The 14,423-nt window shown below is 68.2% G+C and carries 10 protein-coding genes and 1 riboswitch; of the genes, 6 read left to right on the top strand and 4 right to left on the bottom strand.

What is annotated here, in order from left to right:
- Window positions 1-85: 85 nt before the first annotated feature.
- Window positions 86-1,582, bottom strand: coding sequence for a long-chain fatty acid--CoA ligase (locus tag ACFXI3_RS36250; RefSeq protein WP_378405776.1), 1,497 nt, complete (start codon window positions 1,580-1,582; stop codon window positions 86-88).
- 84 nt (window positions 1,583-1,666) lie between these two features.
- On the opposite strand from ACFXI3_RS36250, the gene ACFXI3_RS36245 reads away from it, so the two are divergent.
- Window positions 1,667-2,329 carry a TetR/AcrR family transcriptional regulator gene (locus ACFXI3_RS36245; RefSeq protein WP_378405774.1) on the top strand — a complete coding sequence of 221 codons (663 nt, stop codon included), beginning with the start codon at window positions 1,667-1,669 and terminating at the stop codon, window positions 2,327-2,329.
- On the opposite strand, the gene ACFXI3_RS36240 is transcribed toward ACFXI3_RS36245, so the two are convergent.
- Both ACFXI3_RS36240 and ACFXI3_RS36235 read right to left on the bottom strand, forming a co-directional pair.
- On the bottom strand, window positions 2,316-3,890 hold the full coding sequence (locus ACFXI3_RS36240; protein WP_378405772.1) for a succinic semialdehyde dehydrogenase: 1,575 nt from the start codon (window positions 3,888-3,890) through the stop codon (window positions 2,316-2,318). The two genes, ACFXI3_RS36245 and ACFXI3_RS36240, sit on opposite strands and share 14 nt — an antisense overlap.
- Window positions 3,891-3,906: 16 nt before the next feature.
- Window positions 3,907-5,535 carry a GMC family oxidoreductase N-terminal domain-containing protein gene (locus ACFXI3_RS36235; protein ID WP_344264305.1) on the bottom strand — a complete coding sequence of 543 codons (1,629 nt, stop codon included), beginning with the start codon at window positions 5,533-5,535 and terminating at the stop codon, window positions 3,907-3,909.
- Between the two features lie 114 nt (window positions 5,536-5,649).
- Between ACFXI3_RS36235 and ACFXI3_RS36230 the strand changes: the two genes are divergently transcribed.
- The 4 genes from ACFXI3_RS36230 (at window position 5,650) to ACFXI3_RS36215 (ending at window position 12,709) form a co-directional block, all read left to right on the top strand.
- Complete coding sequence (locus tag ACFXI3_RS36230; protein WP_378405770.1) at window positions 5,650-10,722, top strand: COR domain-containing protein; 5,073 nt, start codon at window positions 5,650-5,652, stop codon at window positions 10,720-10,722.
- Window positions 10,723-10,860: 138 nt separating this feature from the next.
- Window positions 10,861-10,916: riboswitch (cobalamin riboswitch) on the top strand.
- Between the two features lie 56 nt (window positions 10,917-10,972).
- Window positions 10,973-11,182 (top strand): CbtB-domain containing protein, encoded by a 210-nt coding sequence (locus ACFXI3_RS36225; RefSeq protein ID WP_009077103.1) that lies wholly within the window; start codon window positions 10,973-10,975, stop codon window positions 11,180-11,182.
- A gap of 25 nt (window positions 11,183-11,207) precedes the next feature.
- A complete protein-coding gene (locus tag ACFXI3_RS36220) occupies window positions 11,208-12,047 on the top strand; it encodes a CbtA family protein (protein ID WP_378405768.1) in 840 nt (279 codons plus the stop codon).
- Window positions 12,044-12,709, top strand: a complete 666-nt coding sequence (locus ACFXI3_RS36215; RefSeq protein ID WP_378405766.1) for a (2Fe-2S)-binding protein — start codon at window positions 12,044-12,046, stop codon at window positions 12,707-12,709. The genes ACFXI3_RS36220 and ACFXI3_RS36215 overlap by 4 nt, the downstream gene beginning before the upstream one ends.
- A 4-nt stretch (window positions 12,710-12,713) precedes the next feature.
- Here ACFXI3_RS36215 and ACFXI3_RS36210 read toward each other — a convergent pair whose 3' ends face one another.
- Window positions 12,714-13,286 carry a DUF3558 family protein gene (locus ACFXI3_RS36210; protein ID WP_378405764.1) on the bottom strand — a complete coding sequence of 191 codons (573 nt, stop codon included), beginning with the start codon at window positions 13,284-13,286 and terminating at the stop codon, window positions 12,714-12,716.
- 337 nt (window positions 13,287-13,623) lie between these two features.
- Here ACFXI3_RS36210 and ACFXI3_RS36205 point away from each other — a divergent pair, with 337 nt between their 5' ends.
- Window positions 13,624-14,337 (top strand): DinB family protein, encoded by a 714-nt coding sequence (locus tag ACFXI3_RS36205; RefSeq protein WP_378405762.1) that lies wholly within the window; start codon window positions 13,624-13,626, stop codon window positions 14,335-14,337.
- Window positions 14,338-14,423: the final 86 nt, after the last annotated feature.

The raw sequence follows: 14,423 nt of genomic DNA, 5'->3' as shown, positions 1-14,423 counted from the left end.
TTTGGGTGTTTTCTTCTTACCGGGGGGCCGGGGGGTGGGGGTACCCCTGAGGGAGTCAGAGTCCCTCAGGGTTCCCCTCACGGCCCTACCGGGAGACCGATGCGGCGGAGTCGGTGTAGCGGGCGCGGAGTTCGCGTTTCAGCAGCTTTCCCGTGGCATTGCGAGGAAGCTCGGCGACCACCTCGACCCGGCGCGGGCACTTGAAAGCGGCGATCCGTTCCCGGCAATAGGCGATCACCGCGTCCCCGTCGAGCGAGTCGTCGGCGGGGACGACCACCGCGACCACCGTTTCTCCCCACTGCGGATCCGGCGCGCCGATCACCGCGACGTCGGCGATGCCCGGATGCCGGTGCAGCACCTGCTCGACCTCGATCGGATAGACATTCTCGCCACCGGAAATGATCATGTCCTTCTTGCGGTCCACCAAAGTCACGAAGCCGTCCGCGTCGCAGCGGGCGAGGTCGCCGGAGTGGAACCAGCCGCCGCGCATGGTTTCGGCGCTCGCTTCGGGCAGGCCCCAGTAGCCGGCGAAGACGTTCGGGCCGCGCAGCACCAGTTCGCCGACCGTTCCGGTGGGGACGTCGTCGTCGCGTTCGTCCACGATCCGCGCCTCGACGTGCAGGAAGGGCCGTCCGACGGACCCGGCGTGCGAGCGCACGAACGCCGATTCCAGCACCAGGGCGGCGGGGGAGAGTTCGGTCATCCCGAAACCCTCCACAAAGGTCAGTCCCTTGCCCTCGTAGAACTCGATCACCGGCAACGGGCACGGCGCGCCGCCGCACAGCAGGTAGCGCAGGCGCGTCAGGTCGTAGGAATCGAAGTCCGGGACCTGCGTCATCGCCGCCCACATCGCGGGCACCATGAAATGGACGGTGACCTTCTCCCGCTGGATCAGCGCGAGTGTCTCTTGTGGATCGAACTTCCCCGCGACCACCACGGTGCCGCCCGCGTACAGCAACGGCAGGGTGAACAGCGCCAGCCCGCCGATGTGGAAGAGCGGGGCGACGGTCAGCGTGATGTCGGAGGGGAGCAGGCCCTCCCCAGAAGTGAGCACGTTGATCGCGTTCGCCTCCAGGTTGCCGTGGGTGAGCATGGCGCCCTTGGGTCGCCCGGTGGTGCCGGAGGTGTACATCAGCACCGCGACCTCGTCCGGCCCGGTCGGTTCCAGTTCGACGCGGTCCTCTTGGACGAGTTCGCTGTTGTTGACCAGCGTCCGCGCGCCGGAAGCCTCCTTCGCGAGCGCGGCAAAGGTGTCGTCGTGCACCACGACCACCGGCCGCGCGTCTTCGAGGAGGTACTCGACTTCGGCTGCCGCGAGCCGGAAATTGATCGGCAGCGTGATCGCGCCGAGCCAGGCGACCGCGAAGAGCGTTTCGAGGTAGCCGGTGGAATTCAGGCCCAGCAACGCCACCCGGTCGCCCTTGCGCACGCCCAGCCCGCGCAATGCCGCCGCCCGCCGCGCGACCCGCTGTTCGAGGTCGGCATACGTGATCCGCTCGCCGGTCTCCGCGGCCACGAGCGCGACCGACTCCGGGGTGACGGTGCCGCGCCGGGCAATCCACTGCGCCAAGCTCGATGCCATGCCGAGACTCCTTCGTCGCCGGGGACCACGACGAAGGTAACCGTACGGACGGTCAGTGGTCAAACTTTCGGCTACAGTGGGCCGATGCCACCCAAAGGCCGCGCCGGGGACATCCTGGCGACGTTCACCCGCTACGTCGCCGAACGCGGCTACGACGCCGCGAACTTCTCCGACATCGCCGGCGAGCTGGGGCTGTCGAAGGGCACCATCGTGCACCACTTCGGCACGAAGGACCGGCTGCTGGCGGCGCTGCACGAGTCGTACATGCGCCGCAGGCTCGCCGAGGCCGCGCTGATCCGCGAGCGCCTCGCGACGCCGACCCAGCAACTCGCCGGGCTGCTGTACGCGTTCGTGCTGTACCAGGTGGTGGACCGGGAGGCGACCGTCGCGTTCCAGCGCGAGATCGTCCGGCTGGCGGACAGCGAGGCGATGGCGCAGGGCCGCCGGATGCGCGCGGAATACCTCGACCTGGTGCGGGCGGTGTTGTCCGACGGAGTGGCGTCGGGGGAATTCCGCTCGTGCGACGTCGAGGTGCAGAGCCTGCTGATCTTCGGCTCGGCACAATGGGCGTGGACGTGGTTCGACCCGGACGGCCCGGTATCCGCGGAGGAGGTGGGCGCGCAACTGGTCGATTTGGTCCTGGGCGGACTGTTGGTGCGGCGGACCCGGCTCAGCGGACTGACCGAAGTGGACGGAAAGGTGGTCCACGCCGTCCGTCAGTCCATTGCGGACGTCACCGGATCCTGAGCCGCCGCATCATCTTCAGCCCGGACAGCATTCCCTCCACGTACTTCTCGTACTTCTGTCCCGGCCGAGGGCTCATCACGGGCTTCTTCAACACCGCCAGGTTCTGCACGTCGGTGTACTTCAACAGCCCCTGATCACCGTGCCGGGCACCGACTCCGGACGTCTTCACCCCGCCGGAAGGCGTCCCCTTGGCGGCATAAGCCGTCGCCAGACTGTCGTTCACGTTGACGTTGCCCGTCTCCAATCGAGCGGCCACCGCGGAGGCCGCTCGAAGGTCCTTGCCCCACACCGAAGCGTTCAGCCCGTAGTCGGTGTCGTTCGCCAGTTCGACGGCCTCGTCCACCGTCCGGTACCGATGCAACGCCACCACCGGCCCGAAGGTTTCGGTGACCCCGCACAGCATGTCCTTCGTGACGCCTTCCAGAATGGTCGGCTCGAAGAACGCTGGGCCCAGATCCGGTCGGGGACGCCCGCCGCACAGGACGGTGGCTCCCTTGGCGACCGCATCGTCCACATGGGACTTGACCCGGTTCATGTGGTCCACGGAAACCAGCGATCCCATTTCCGGGCCGAAGTCGTAAGCCGCACGGACATCCAGCGAAGAAGCCTTGGCGACAAAGGCTTCCTTGAATTCCTCGTAACGCGACTCCGGCAGGTAGATCCGCTCGATGTGCATGCAGATCTGCCCGGTGTTGCCGAACGCGCCGAACACCGCGCCCGGCACCGCGTCGGCGAAATCGGCGTCCGGGAGCACGATCATCGGGTTCTTGCCGCCGAGTTCGAGGCAGCAGCCGATCAGGTTCCGGCCGGCCTGCTCGCCGATCACCTTGCCGGTGGCGGTGGAGCCGGTGAACATCACGTAGTTGGCCTGGTCGATGAGCGTGGGGCCGACGTCCGGCCCTTCGCCGCACACCACTTGGAACAAACCGCGAGGCAGCCCGGCTTCTTCCAGCAGTCGCACGCCGTAGAGCGGCGAAAGCGCGGTCTTGTTGTCCGGCTTCAACACCACCGCATTGCCCGCCATCAAAGCCGGAATGGCGTCGGAAATGCCGGTGGCGAACGGGAAATTCCACGGCGCGATGATGCCGACGACACCCTTGGGCACCCGGATCTCGGTCGACGACGACACCAGCGGCACCGGTCCGCCGCGCCGGGTCGGAGCGAGCAGTTTGGGCGCCCGCCGCAGGTAGTGGCTCATGATCATCGGCGGATCGCACGTTTCCTCGATCGCCATCCGCCGGTTCTTGCCGCTTTCGACCTGGATCAGGTCGGCGATCGTCCGCGCGCGGTCGATGAAGAGCGAATGCGCCCGCCGGAACACCGCGAGCCGTTGCTTGAGCGGCGTCGCGGCCCATTTCGCCTGCGCCGCCCGGGCGGTGGCGAACGCCTGCTCGATGTCCGCGGGCGTCGACTGCGGCAGCTCCACCAGGACATCGCCGGTGTAGACCTCGGTCAGCGGCCACACCGCGCCTCCCGAGCCCGGCACGCGCGCGACGAGCTGCCGGAGGAACTCGTCGGTCGCCGAGGCCGGGCGAGTGGGCCGGACCGGGGTGACGGTCATGGTCTTCCGCTCCTTCTCAGTTGCCGGAAAGAACCAGCTGCGCGCCCATTTCGCCGATCATGATGCAGGGCGCGTTGGTGTTGCCGCCGGTGATCGACGGCATGATCGAGGCGTCGCAGACCCGGAGCCCGTCCACGCCGCGCACCTTGAGGTCCGGCCCGACGACAGCCAGGTCGTCCACGCCCATCCGGCAGGTGCCGACGCCGTGGTACACCGACGTCGCGCGGTTGAGGATCGCGTCGCGCAGCTCCTGGCCGCGCACCTGCTTGCCGGGGTGGATCTCCTCGTTGATCGAGCCTTTGAACGCCTTCGACGCGAAGATCTCGCGCACCATCTCCGATCCCTCGCCGAGCACTTCGAGGTCGGCCGGGTCGGAGAGGTACTGCGGGTCGATGAGCGGCGTCGCGGACGGATCGGCCGAGGCGAGCCGGATCGTGCCGCGGCTCTTCGGGTAGATCAGCGTGGTGAGCACGGTGAGCGCCGGCCGCTTGTCGACTGGATGCCGGATCGGCGCGTCCTGGTTCGGCGACACGTACGCCCACGGCAGCAGGTGCAGCTGCAGGTCCGGCACTTCCGAGGCTTGCGACGTCTTGAGGAACGCCAGCGCCTCGAACACCGAGTTCGCCAGGAAGGTCGAACCCGGCTTCAGCAGCTCGCGCGCCATCCCGCGGGCGAAATACGGCGCGGTGCCCTTGTTCTTGCACGACGACACCTGGAACGTCAGCGCGTGGAACATGTGGTCGTGCAGGTTGTCGCCGACCGGCAGGTCCGCGAGCACGTCGATGCCGTGCTCCTTGAGGTGCTCGGCGTGCCCGATCCCGGACAGCATCAGCAGCTGCGGCGACCCGACGAACCCGGCGGCGAGGATGACCTCCTTGCCCGCGCGGATCGTGCGGTGCTTGCCGCCCGCGTCGGTCACCTCCACGCCGGTCGCGCGGCCGTTCTCGATCACCACTTTCCGCACGAACACGCGGGACTGGATCTCGAGCGTCCGGGGCGCGAGGTGGTGCAGATAGCCGCGCGAGGCGCTGTAGCGGAGGCCGTCGGCAGCGTTCTGCTGCATCCGGCTGACGCCTTCCTGGGATTCGCCGTTGTAGTCGTCGATGATGTCGCAGCCGATCGCGTCGGCCGTCGCGTCGAGGAACTGCAGCGTGCCTTCCTGCGGGATCTTGTTGCGGGTGATCTTGATCGGCCCGCCCGCGCCGCGGAAGGCGTTCTCGCCGTCCTCGAAGTCCTCCATGCGCTTGTACGCGGCGTTGACGCTGTCGGCGTCCCAGCCGGTGTTGCCCTCGGCCGCCCAGGAGTCGAAATTCGCCCGGTTGCCGCGGACGTAGACCATCCCGTTGACCGAACTGGAGCCGCCGAGCACCTTCCCGCGCGGCACCGGCATGCGCCGATCGAGAACATGTTTCTGCGGGACCGAGTAGAACCCCCAGTCGCTCATCTTCTTGAGCTGGGGCACCGCGTGCAGCGGGGCGACCAGCCCCGGCTTGCGCAACAGCAGCTGCTCGTCGCTCTTGCCCGCTTCGAGCACGATCACGCTGGCCCCGGACTCCGCGAGCCGTCCGGCGACGGCAGCTCCCGAGCTGCCCGACCCGACGACCACGTAGTCGGCTTCGTTGCTCCGGGCCACCCTGGCTGCCATGTCCGCTCCTCGTCCCGCGCACCGCCGAAACTATAACCTGTTCTAGTTCAGGCACGGTATAGCTTTCCCGCTCGCCGCGCAACGCTTGGCGCGCGAACCTGATTGACTTGCCGCATGGGGACCGAGGAAGCGAACCGCCGCATCGACGCCGCGCTCGCCGCCGGGGAGACGACGCTGGATCTGCGGGGGCTGCACCTGACCGAGGTCCCGGCTCGGGTGGCGGAGCTGGGCGGTCTCGAGAAGCTGGTGCTTGAAGGCAACTTCCTGCGGGAGTTGCCGGAATGGCTGACAGACCTGCCGCTGCGGGCGGTGAACGCCCGCCGGAACCGCCTCGTCCGGCTGCCGGAACGGCTGGGGGAGATGACCGGCCTCCGGAGCCTGGAAATCGACCGGAACCGGCTCGTCGAACTGCCGCCGGCGCTGGCCGGCCTCGAACTCGCCGAGTTGTGCGTCGCGTCGAACCTGCTGGCAGAACTGCCGGAGTGGATCGGCGGGATGACCAGCCTGGAGATCCTTGACCTCGGCACCTGCCGGTTGGCGACAGTCCCGGAGTGGGTGCGCGGCCTGCCGAGCTTGGTCCGGCTCGACCTGGACGGCAACCGGATCGAAAACCTCCCCGACTGGCTCGGCGAGATCTCCGGGCTGGCGAAGCTGTACCTGCACGACAACCTCCTGACCGAACTGCCGCCGTGGCTGCGCGGCCTGCCGCTGGCCGAACTGCACCTCGACGACAACCCGCTGGCCGGGCTGCCCGCCTGGCTGGGCGAAGCGGCCGGGCTGAGGGAACTCGGCCTGGCCCGCTTGCGCCTGACGGAGGTCCCGGAGTGGATCGCCGGGCTGAACCGCCTCGCCGAACTCGACCTGGACGGCAATCGGCTGACCGAACTGCCGGGCTGGATCGGCGGCCTGGAGAACCTGACCATGCTGGACGTCGCGCGAAACCGGCTGCGCACGCTGCCGCCGCTGCCGTCCGGACTCCGGGAACTGCGGCTCGCGTCGAATCCCGTCCCGGAGCTGCCCGCCCATCTGGCGACTCTGCGCGGCCTGACGACCCTGACGCTCAGCGACCTCGCCCTGGACTCGGTGCCCGGGTGGGTCCGCGGCTGCACTGGCTTGACGCGGCTGTACGTCGACCAGAACGAGCTGACCGAACTGCCGGAGTGGCTCGGCGAGCTGACCGCGCTGGAAGCATTGTGGACCAACGACAACCGGCTGACCGAGCTGCCGGAGTCACTGCGCTGCCTGCGCAACCTTCGACGGCTGTACCTGGGCAACAACCTGCTGCGCGGCCTTCCCTCGTGGCTAGGCGAGCTGACCGGGCTGACCACACTCGGCGTCGGCGCGTGCGGCCTGACTGGGCTGCCGCAGTGGCTGAGTGGGTTGCGCGGGCTCGAAATCCTGTGGCTGAACAACAATCCGCTGCGTGAGCTGCCGGACTGGTTCGCCCGGCTCGAGAATCTCGTCCAGCTCCGGCTCGACAAGACCCAGCTCGCCGAACTGCCGGACTGGCTGGGCGATCTGGCCCAGCTCACCACGCTGTACCTCGACTCCTTGCCGCTGCGCGAGCTGCCGCCATGGCTGCGGAGAACCGAGCTGACTGACCTGAGCGTCACCAATTGCGGCCTGGAAGCGCTGCCCGAGTGGCTCGGGGATCTGACGTCGCTGCAAGTCCTCCAGGCATCCGCGAACTACCTGGCGGACCTGCCCGGTTCGCTCGGCCGCCTGACCGAGCTGACCGAACTGCGGACGGACAACAACCGGCTCGCTGAGCTGCCTGGCCCGCTCGGCAACCTGCGCGTTCTCTCCGCGCGAGGAAACCTGATCGCGCGGGTGCCGGATTGGGTGCGCCGGTGCTCTGACCTTCGCGAGCTGTCGCTGGGGGACAACCGGCTCAGCGGAGTGCCGGAATGGCTGGGCGATTTCCCCGCGCTGACGAGGCTGGACCTGGCTCGCTGCGACCTCGGCGCGGTGCCCGGCTGCGTGCGCGGCTTGCGTCAGCTCGACGGGCTGGACCTGAGCGACAACCGGATCGCGGAGCTTCCCGGCTGGTTCCCGGAACTCGCGAACCTGACCGACGTGCGGCTGGACCGCAACAAGCTGGCCGTCCTTCCCGCGGAGCTTGCCGAGCTGAAGCGCCTGGGATCGCTTTCCGTGCGGAACAACCAGCTCGCCGAACTGCCGCGATGGCTCGGCTCGTGCCGCTCGCTGACCGAGCTGTACATCAGCACGAATCCGCTGGGCCGTCTGCCGGACGTGGTGGGCGATCTGAGCGGCCTCGCGATGCTCGAGTTCGACGACATCGGGGCGACCGAGCTGCCCGCGTGGCTGGCGGGCCTCACCGGGTTGTTCTATCTCTCGGCGGACGGGAACCCGCTGGAGCGGACAGACTTCGACTTCGGCGGGCTGACCGGGCTGCGCACGCTGTACCTGGCTCGATGTTCGCTGCTTGAGCTGCCGGAGACACTGGCGCGACTCACCGGATTGAAAACTCTCGTTCTCAGCAACAACGTGCTTTTCACGATGCCCGAATGGCTGACCTGCTTGACGGGTCTCACCAGTTTATCCTGGGACGGCAACGAACTCGCGGGCTTTCCGGAGAACATCGGCGATCTCGTCAAACTGAGGTCATTGCGAGCGGGGCGGAACGATCTCCTTAGTGTGCCGGGAAGCCTGGTCGACCTCGCCGCCCTCGAAACGCTCGATCTGTCGGTCAATAACCTGCTGAACCTCCCTGAACCTCTCGACAAGCTCGTGAAGCTCGAAACGTTGTCTTTGGCGGAGAACTCGCTGAGCGAACTCCCGGAGTCCCTGGGGCACGTCGCTGGTCTCCGCAGCCTGGACGTCCGGGGCAATCAACTCACTGCCCTCCCGGAAAGCTTCCCCCGCCTGGAACGCCTCGCCACCCTCCTCCTCTCCGACAACCGCCTCCGCAGCCTCCCCGCCGCCCTCATCGAACTCCCCAACCTCACCACCCTCAGCGTCTCCGGAAACCCCTTCATCAGCCCACCCCCGGAAATCACCGCCAGCGGCTCGGAATCCGTCCTCGAATTCCTCCGCGAACGCGAACGCGGCAGCACCGCGCAATGGGTCTCCAAACTCCTCGTAGTAGGCGAAGGCGGCGTAGGCAAAACCTCCCTAGTCCGAGCCCTAGCCGAAGACGACCACGACCCCGACGAACCTTCTACGCACGGCCTCCTCGTCCGGGACCTCGAACTCGCCCATCCAGGACGCGACGTCCGGATGCGGCTCAGCACTTGGGATTTCGGCGGCCAGCAGATCTACCACGCTACCCACCAGTTCTTCCTCGCCAACCGTTCCCTCTTCGTCCTGCTGTGGAATTCGCGGCTCGGCTGGGAACAGGGGAAACTCCATTACTGGCTCGACATCATCACCGCCCGCGCGCCGGAATCGCCGATCGTTCTCGTGGCCACGCACATTCACGGCCGTCCGGTGGATCTGCCGCTGGCCGAACTGCGGGCGAAATACCCGAGAATCGTCGCGAGCGTGCACGTGGACAACGCGACCAGGGACGGCGTCGGCGAACTCCGCGACCTTCTCGCGCAGCATGCCGCGGAACTGCCGCTCATGGGTTCGGAATGGCCGACGTCCTGGCTGGCCGCCGCGGACGCCGTGCGGCAGACCCAGGAGAACCACATCACGGTCGGCCGGATGTGGCGGATCATGGCCGAAGCCGGGGTCACCGGCGCGGAGCCGAGCCGGTTCATCGCGCGAGCGCTGCACGAACTCGGCGACATCCTCTACTACCCGGACGACCCCGAACTGCAGGAAACGGTCGTGCTGCGGCCCTCGTGGGTCAACGACTACATCAGCCGCGTCCTCGACAGCGACGAGGTGGCCGAGCGGCACGGGCTGCTCACCAGGGAACACCTGACCGGGCTGTGGCACGACCTCGACAAAGGGATTCGCGACCATTTCCTCGGCATGATGGACAAATACGACCTGTCCTACCGCGTCGAGTCGAACGGCGGGGGAGACCTCAGCCTGGTCGTCGAGCGGCTGCAGTGGAATCCGCCGGAATACGAACAGCAATGGGCGGCCGCGCGGGAGAATGCGCGGCAGATCAAGGTCATCTACCAGCTCAACACCATGCCGCCGGGCATTCCGACCTGGTTCATCGCGCGGTCGCACCGGTTCAGCCGCGACGTGCACTGGCGCACCGGCGCGCTGCTCGGCCATCGCGACGGCCGCCACCTCGCGCTCGTCAGCGCGGACCGGCAGCACAGCACCGTCGAGCTGACCGTGCGCGGGCCGTCGCCGGTCGGGTTCTTCATGGTGCTCGACGAGGGCCTCAACCTGACCCTGGAACGGTTTCCCGGCCTGGACATCACGCGCCGCGTGCCGTGCCGGTGCGAGCCGGACTGCCCGGAGCTGTTCGACTACGAGAACCTCCGCGCCCGGCTGGAGCGCACGCCGCCGAAGCACGAGATCGAATGCCATCGCTCCGGCGAGCAGGTCTCGGTGCCGGAGCTGCTGTTCGGCCTCGCGCCGGCGGAGCGTGATTCGACGCGCGCGTCCATGGAGCAGCTGACCCGGACCGTCGAGCAGTTCGGCGAGCGGCTGGAGGAACAGAGCGACTACCACCAGCGGATGTTCCTTCGCCTGCAACGGCTCGCACAGCTTCAGCAGGAAGCCCGCTGCCCCAGCGTGTTCGCGGTCGTCCCGGCCGGGCGGCGGCGGATCACCGGCTCGCCGTACGAGATCCATCTCTACTGCGAGGAACCCGGCGCCTGGCATCGGCTGGACGGCGGCAAGGGCGTCTACCCGGTTTCGCAGCCGCACGAGTGGTTCGTGAAGCTCGGGCCGTACCTGGAACACCTCATCCGGGTCCTGAAACACGCCGCGCCGCTGGCCGGGCCGGTGCTCGGGGTGACCGCCGGCGTGCTGAACGAGCAGCTGAAGTCGGACACCGACCTGATGAAGGAGCTGGCCGCGCAGCTGCCGAAGGACCTGCACCGCGAGCGCGTGCTGCCCGGCTCGGACCGGCCCGACGACGACCTCCCGGAGCCGCACGCGAAGACCGACGCGGACTTCCGCGCGCTGAAGGCCATGCTCGGCAAACTCGACCCGGACGAGGAATGGGGCGGCCTGTCGCGCTACGACACGCCGGAGGGACTCACGCTCTATCTGTGCCCGGAGCACCTGGCCTTCTATCGCAACCCCGCGTGAGCGGCCTTGCTCCGTTCGGTGCGACCCCGCGCACACCGGCTGCGCAAACCAGGCGATAAGCGACACGTCGGACCCTCGGGCGATTGACGACCGGCCGGACGCCGCCGTACGGTGCTGCTCGCGCGACGGCTTCCCGAAGCCGGTGAGATTCCGGCACGGTCGCGCCACTGTGTGCCCATCCCGGGCGAGTCAGGTCGAGGAGCCGTCGTCAGGTCCACCCGCAAGGGACGCGTCATCCCGAAGGAGAGCCATGGCCACCATTCCGGCCGACCGGTCCACGCCGGTCGTCTTGCCCGTGTCGAAAGCCGCTTTGCTGCTCGGCGCGACCATCGTCGGCGCGCTGCTGCTGTACTACTTCATCGGCGTCGACCAGGGCGCGGTCTCGATCTTCGGCAGCGACACGCACGTGCACGAGTTCGTCCACGACGCGCGGCACTTCCTCGGCTTCCCCTGCCACTGACGCGCCCGGAACGGACAACCGAACAATGCAGAACAAGCTGATTCTGCGCGGCCTCCTCGCCGGAGCGCTGGGCGGATTGCTGGCGTTCGTCTTCGCGCGGATCTTCGCCGAACCGCTGACCCAGGCGGCCATCGACTACGAATCCGGCCGCGACGAGGCGCAGATGGCGCTCGACAAAGCCGCCGGGATGGCGAGCGAACACGAGGGCCACGAGATTTTCAGCCGTGCGGTGCAGGGCAACCTCGGCATCGGGCTCGGCATGGTGCTCTTCGGAGTCGCCATGGGCCTGCTGTTCGCGGTGACCTACACCGTGCTGCTGGGCCGCGTCGGCCGGATCCGCGCGCGGGTGCTGGCGGTGCTCGTGGCCGGGGCCGGATTCCTGTCGCTGTACCTCGTGCCGTTCCTGAAATATCCGGCCAACCCGCCGGCGATCGGGCACGAGGCCACCATCGGCGCGCGCACCGGGCTGTACCTGACGATGGTCGTCGCGTCGGTGGTCTTCCTGGTCGCGGCCGTCGTCGCGGGCAAACGGCTCGCGCCGCGGCTGGGCAACTGGAACGCGACGCTCGTCGCGGGCGCCGGGTTCGTCGTGCTGTCCGCGCTCCTGATGGCGCTGCTGCCGTCGCTCGGGTCGCTGGCCAGCAACGTCGCCGAATACGGCCCGCAGACCAGCGAAACCCCGCTGCCGCTCAAAGCGCCTGACGGCCAGATCGTGTATCCCGGATTCCCCGCCGACACGCTCGTCGGGTTCCGGCTGTACTCGGTGCTGGCGCAGGTCATCCTGTGGGCGACCATCGCGCTCGTGTTCGGGCCGCTCGCCGAACGCGTGCTGGACCGCGGGCGCGCGGTTACCGTCGAGGCGTGAACCCGCTGACCGGACTGGGCCCGTTCTTCGCCGTCGACACGCATGCGGCCGAGGAACCGGCCTCGCCGTGGCGTCCGCTCGCTGAAGTCCTCGATGACGGCCCGGTGCTGCGGAGGCGAATCGCGCAGAACCGGGCCGTGCTCGGCGGCGATTTCGTGGAATTGCGGGTCGCGGCGTCGATCGCGCATCTCGGGCTGGCGGCGCGGCTCATCTCGCCCGCGCTGGGGCTGGCTGTCGGGGCGGGAGCGGTTCCGGATTACTCGACGGCTTGGTGGCAGCCGAAGCTCGGCGGTGCGTTTCCGTTGTCTTTGACGAAAGATCCGCCGGTTGAGTCCGATGTGGTCGCTGCCTTCGCGGAACGGGTGCTGCGCGGTCCGTTGGCGCGGCTGGACAAGGCGATGGCGGCGTTCTCGCTGGCGGAGAATGTCCGGCGGGGGAATGTGGCGTCGGCGCTGAACGGCGCGGTGACGGTGCTGCGGTCCGAGCGTCCAGAGTGGACGGACCGGGTCGCCGGAATCGTTGCCGCGCTGGAGGAATTGCCGGAGCTCGTCGGTACTGCGACGCGGGAGAACGGTCGGTTCCGGCGTCGCAGCTGCTGCCTGTTTTATCGGGCGACGCCGGATCGCGACGGTCCGAAGTGCGGGGACTGCGTGCTGGTCTGATCGGTCAGGGCGCTCGGTTGGCTTGGTAGGCGATCATGATTCCGGCGAAACGGTCGGCTTCGTAACAAGGGTCGGCGTACGCGTCCAGCTTGGGATCGGTCGCTGTGACGGTGACGTTGAGAAGCGTGTCGGCGGCGACGCCGGTTTCGACAGTGCAGTGGCCGTCGCGGCTGTCCCGGTGAACGCCGGGGTAGCTGTGGACGAGGACCGGGGCGAAGCCCGGAACCGCGGACCGGCGGTGGTACAGCGCTTCCAGCCCGCCTGAGGTGGTGTCGACGGAGGCGACGTACGTCAGGGCTTTCGTGTCGTGGGGGATCCACGTGCAGGCGGTTTCCCCGGCGGCTGGAGCGGCCGTTCCCTGGTTGCTGACGAAGAACATGGCCAATTGGTGCGAGGTCATCAGATCGCAGGGTTTGGTCGTGAATTGCGTGAGATCCAGCGGGGCGTCGGGCAGCGGCGGCGACAGCCGCGGCGGAGGCGACGGTGCGGACGAGCAACCTGCGACGCCGAGGACGAGCGCGAGCAGCAGGGCAGCCCGGCGACTGTCGTCCGGAGGCACAATTTTGTTCGGCGCCACGGAATTGAGCATAGCGGTATTTCGGCGCTCTCGGTTTTCGGCTGAATGGCAGCGAAAGACCGTTTTGTGCGGCTGAATGCCGAAATCTCTCACTGCGGTTTTCTCAGTAGTGGGCCTTGGGGAGGTCTGTGCCTCGCGCCGCATACCATCGCGCAGCCCTGCGGGGAGGGCCCGGCTGGCCAGGCGGTGCTCCGCATCCCTGGCAAGCCACCGCTACAACGAACCTGCCACACACCGCACCGCTGAGAAGCCCTCACTGCGGTTTCGCGGCCCGGCGAGCAGCCAGGGCAAGCCGGGGAGCCCGGTTTTGTCGGTGCTCGGACCTACGATGCGGAGCATGACGCGATATGTCGACGAAGACCTGCACGACGCGGAGTTCCGCGAGTGCGATTTGACCGGGGCGCGCCTGATCGGCGTCGTCCTGCAGGACGCCGTGATCGACGGGCTCGTCTCCAACCTCGTGGTGAACGGGGTCGAGGTCAGCGAGTACGTCGAGGCGGAGCTGGACCGGCGGCATCCGGTGCGAGTGCTGCTCCGCTCCGAGGACCCTGCTGATCTGCGCGAGGCAGCGCGGCAGCTCCGGGCTGCCTGGGACGCCACGGTCGAGCGCCTCCAGCGTGCGCCCGGCATTGAGCGCCGCAGCGTGAACGACGAGTGGTCGGCGGTGCAGACGATGCGCCACCTGGTCTTCGTTCACGATTCGTGGTTCCGCCGTTGCTGTCTTGGCTCGGCGGAGCAGTTCACGCCGATGGGCATCGGGCCGGAGGTCGAGCCGTACCGGGAAGCGCACGGGCTGGACCGCTCGCTCGATCCGTCCCTCGACGAGATCGTGCGCGTGCGCGACGCGCAGTCCGCCGAGCTTGAGGCCTGGCTTGACGAGGTCACCGCCGCGCAGCTCGCGGCGCCGGCACCGGTGCCCGAGGACGATGTCTGGCCGCCGTACGCGCGGGGCCGCTCGGTGCGGCAGTGCCTGCGCACGGTGCTCAACGAAACCTTCGAGCACCACGGGTTCTGCGTCCGCGACCTCGACCTGATCGAAGCTCAGGAGTAGAGCCGGATCTCAATTGTGCCGGAACCGCCTCAGCGGACCTGCGATCGAGATCCGCGCGGGGAACACTGGTGAAGGAGAGCGTTCGG

Source organism: Amycolatopsis sp. NPDC059235 (assembly GCF_042754125.1).
GTDB lineage: Bacteria > Actinomycetota > Actinomycetes > Mycobacteriales > Pseudonocardiaceae > Amycolatopsis > Amycolatopsis albidoflava.
This window is presented reverse-complemented; position numbering and strand designations above follow the sequence as displayed.

Coding starts and splice junctions, on each gene's coding strand:
- ACFXI3_RS36235 (WP_344264305.1), bottom strand. CDS start 5,535: ATGGCAGCCAGGGTGGCCCGGAGCAACGAAGCCGACTACGTGGTCGTC.
- ACFXI3_RS36225 (WP_009077103.1), top strand. CDS start 10,973: ATGGCCACCATTCCGGCCGACCGGTCCACGCCGGTCGTCTTGCCCGTG.
- ACFXI3_RS36205 (WP_378405762.1), top strand. CDS start 13,624: ATGACGCGATATGTCGACGAAGACCTGCACGACGCGGAGTTCCGCGAG.
- ACFXI3_RS36240 (WP_378405772.1), bottom strand. CDS start 3,890: ATGACCGTCACCCCGGTCCGGCCCACTCGCCCGGCCTCGGCGACCGAC.
- ACFXI3_RS36245 (WP_378405774.1), top strand. CDS start 1,667: ATGCCACCCAAAGGCCGCGCCGGGGACATCCTGGCGACGTTCACCCGC.
- ACFXI3_RS36220 (WP_378405768.1), top strand. CDS start 11,208: ATGCAGAACAAGCTGATTCTGCGCGGCCTCCTCGCCGGAGCGCTGGGC.
- ACFXI3_RS36230 (WP_378405770.1), top strand. CDS start 5,650: ATGGGGACCGAGGAAGCGAACCGCCGCATCGACGCCGCGCTCGCCGCC.
- ACFXI3_RS36250 (WP_378405776.1), bottom strand. CDS start 1,582: ATGGCATCGAGCTTGGCGCAGTGGATTGCCCGGCGCGGCACCGTCACC.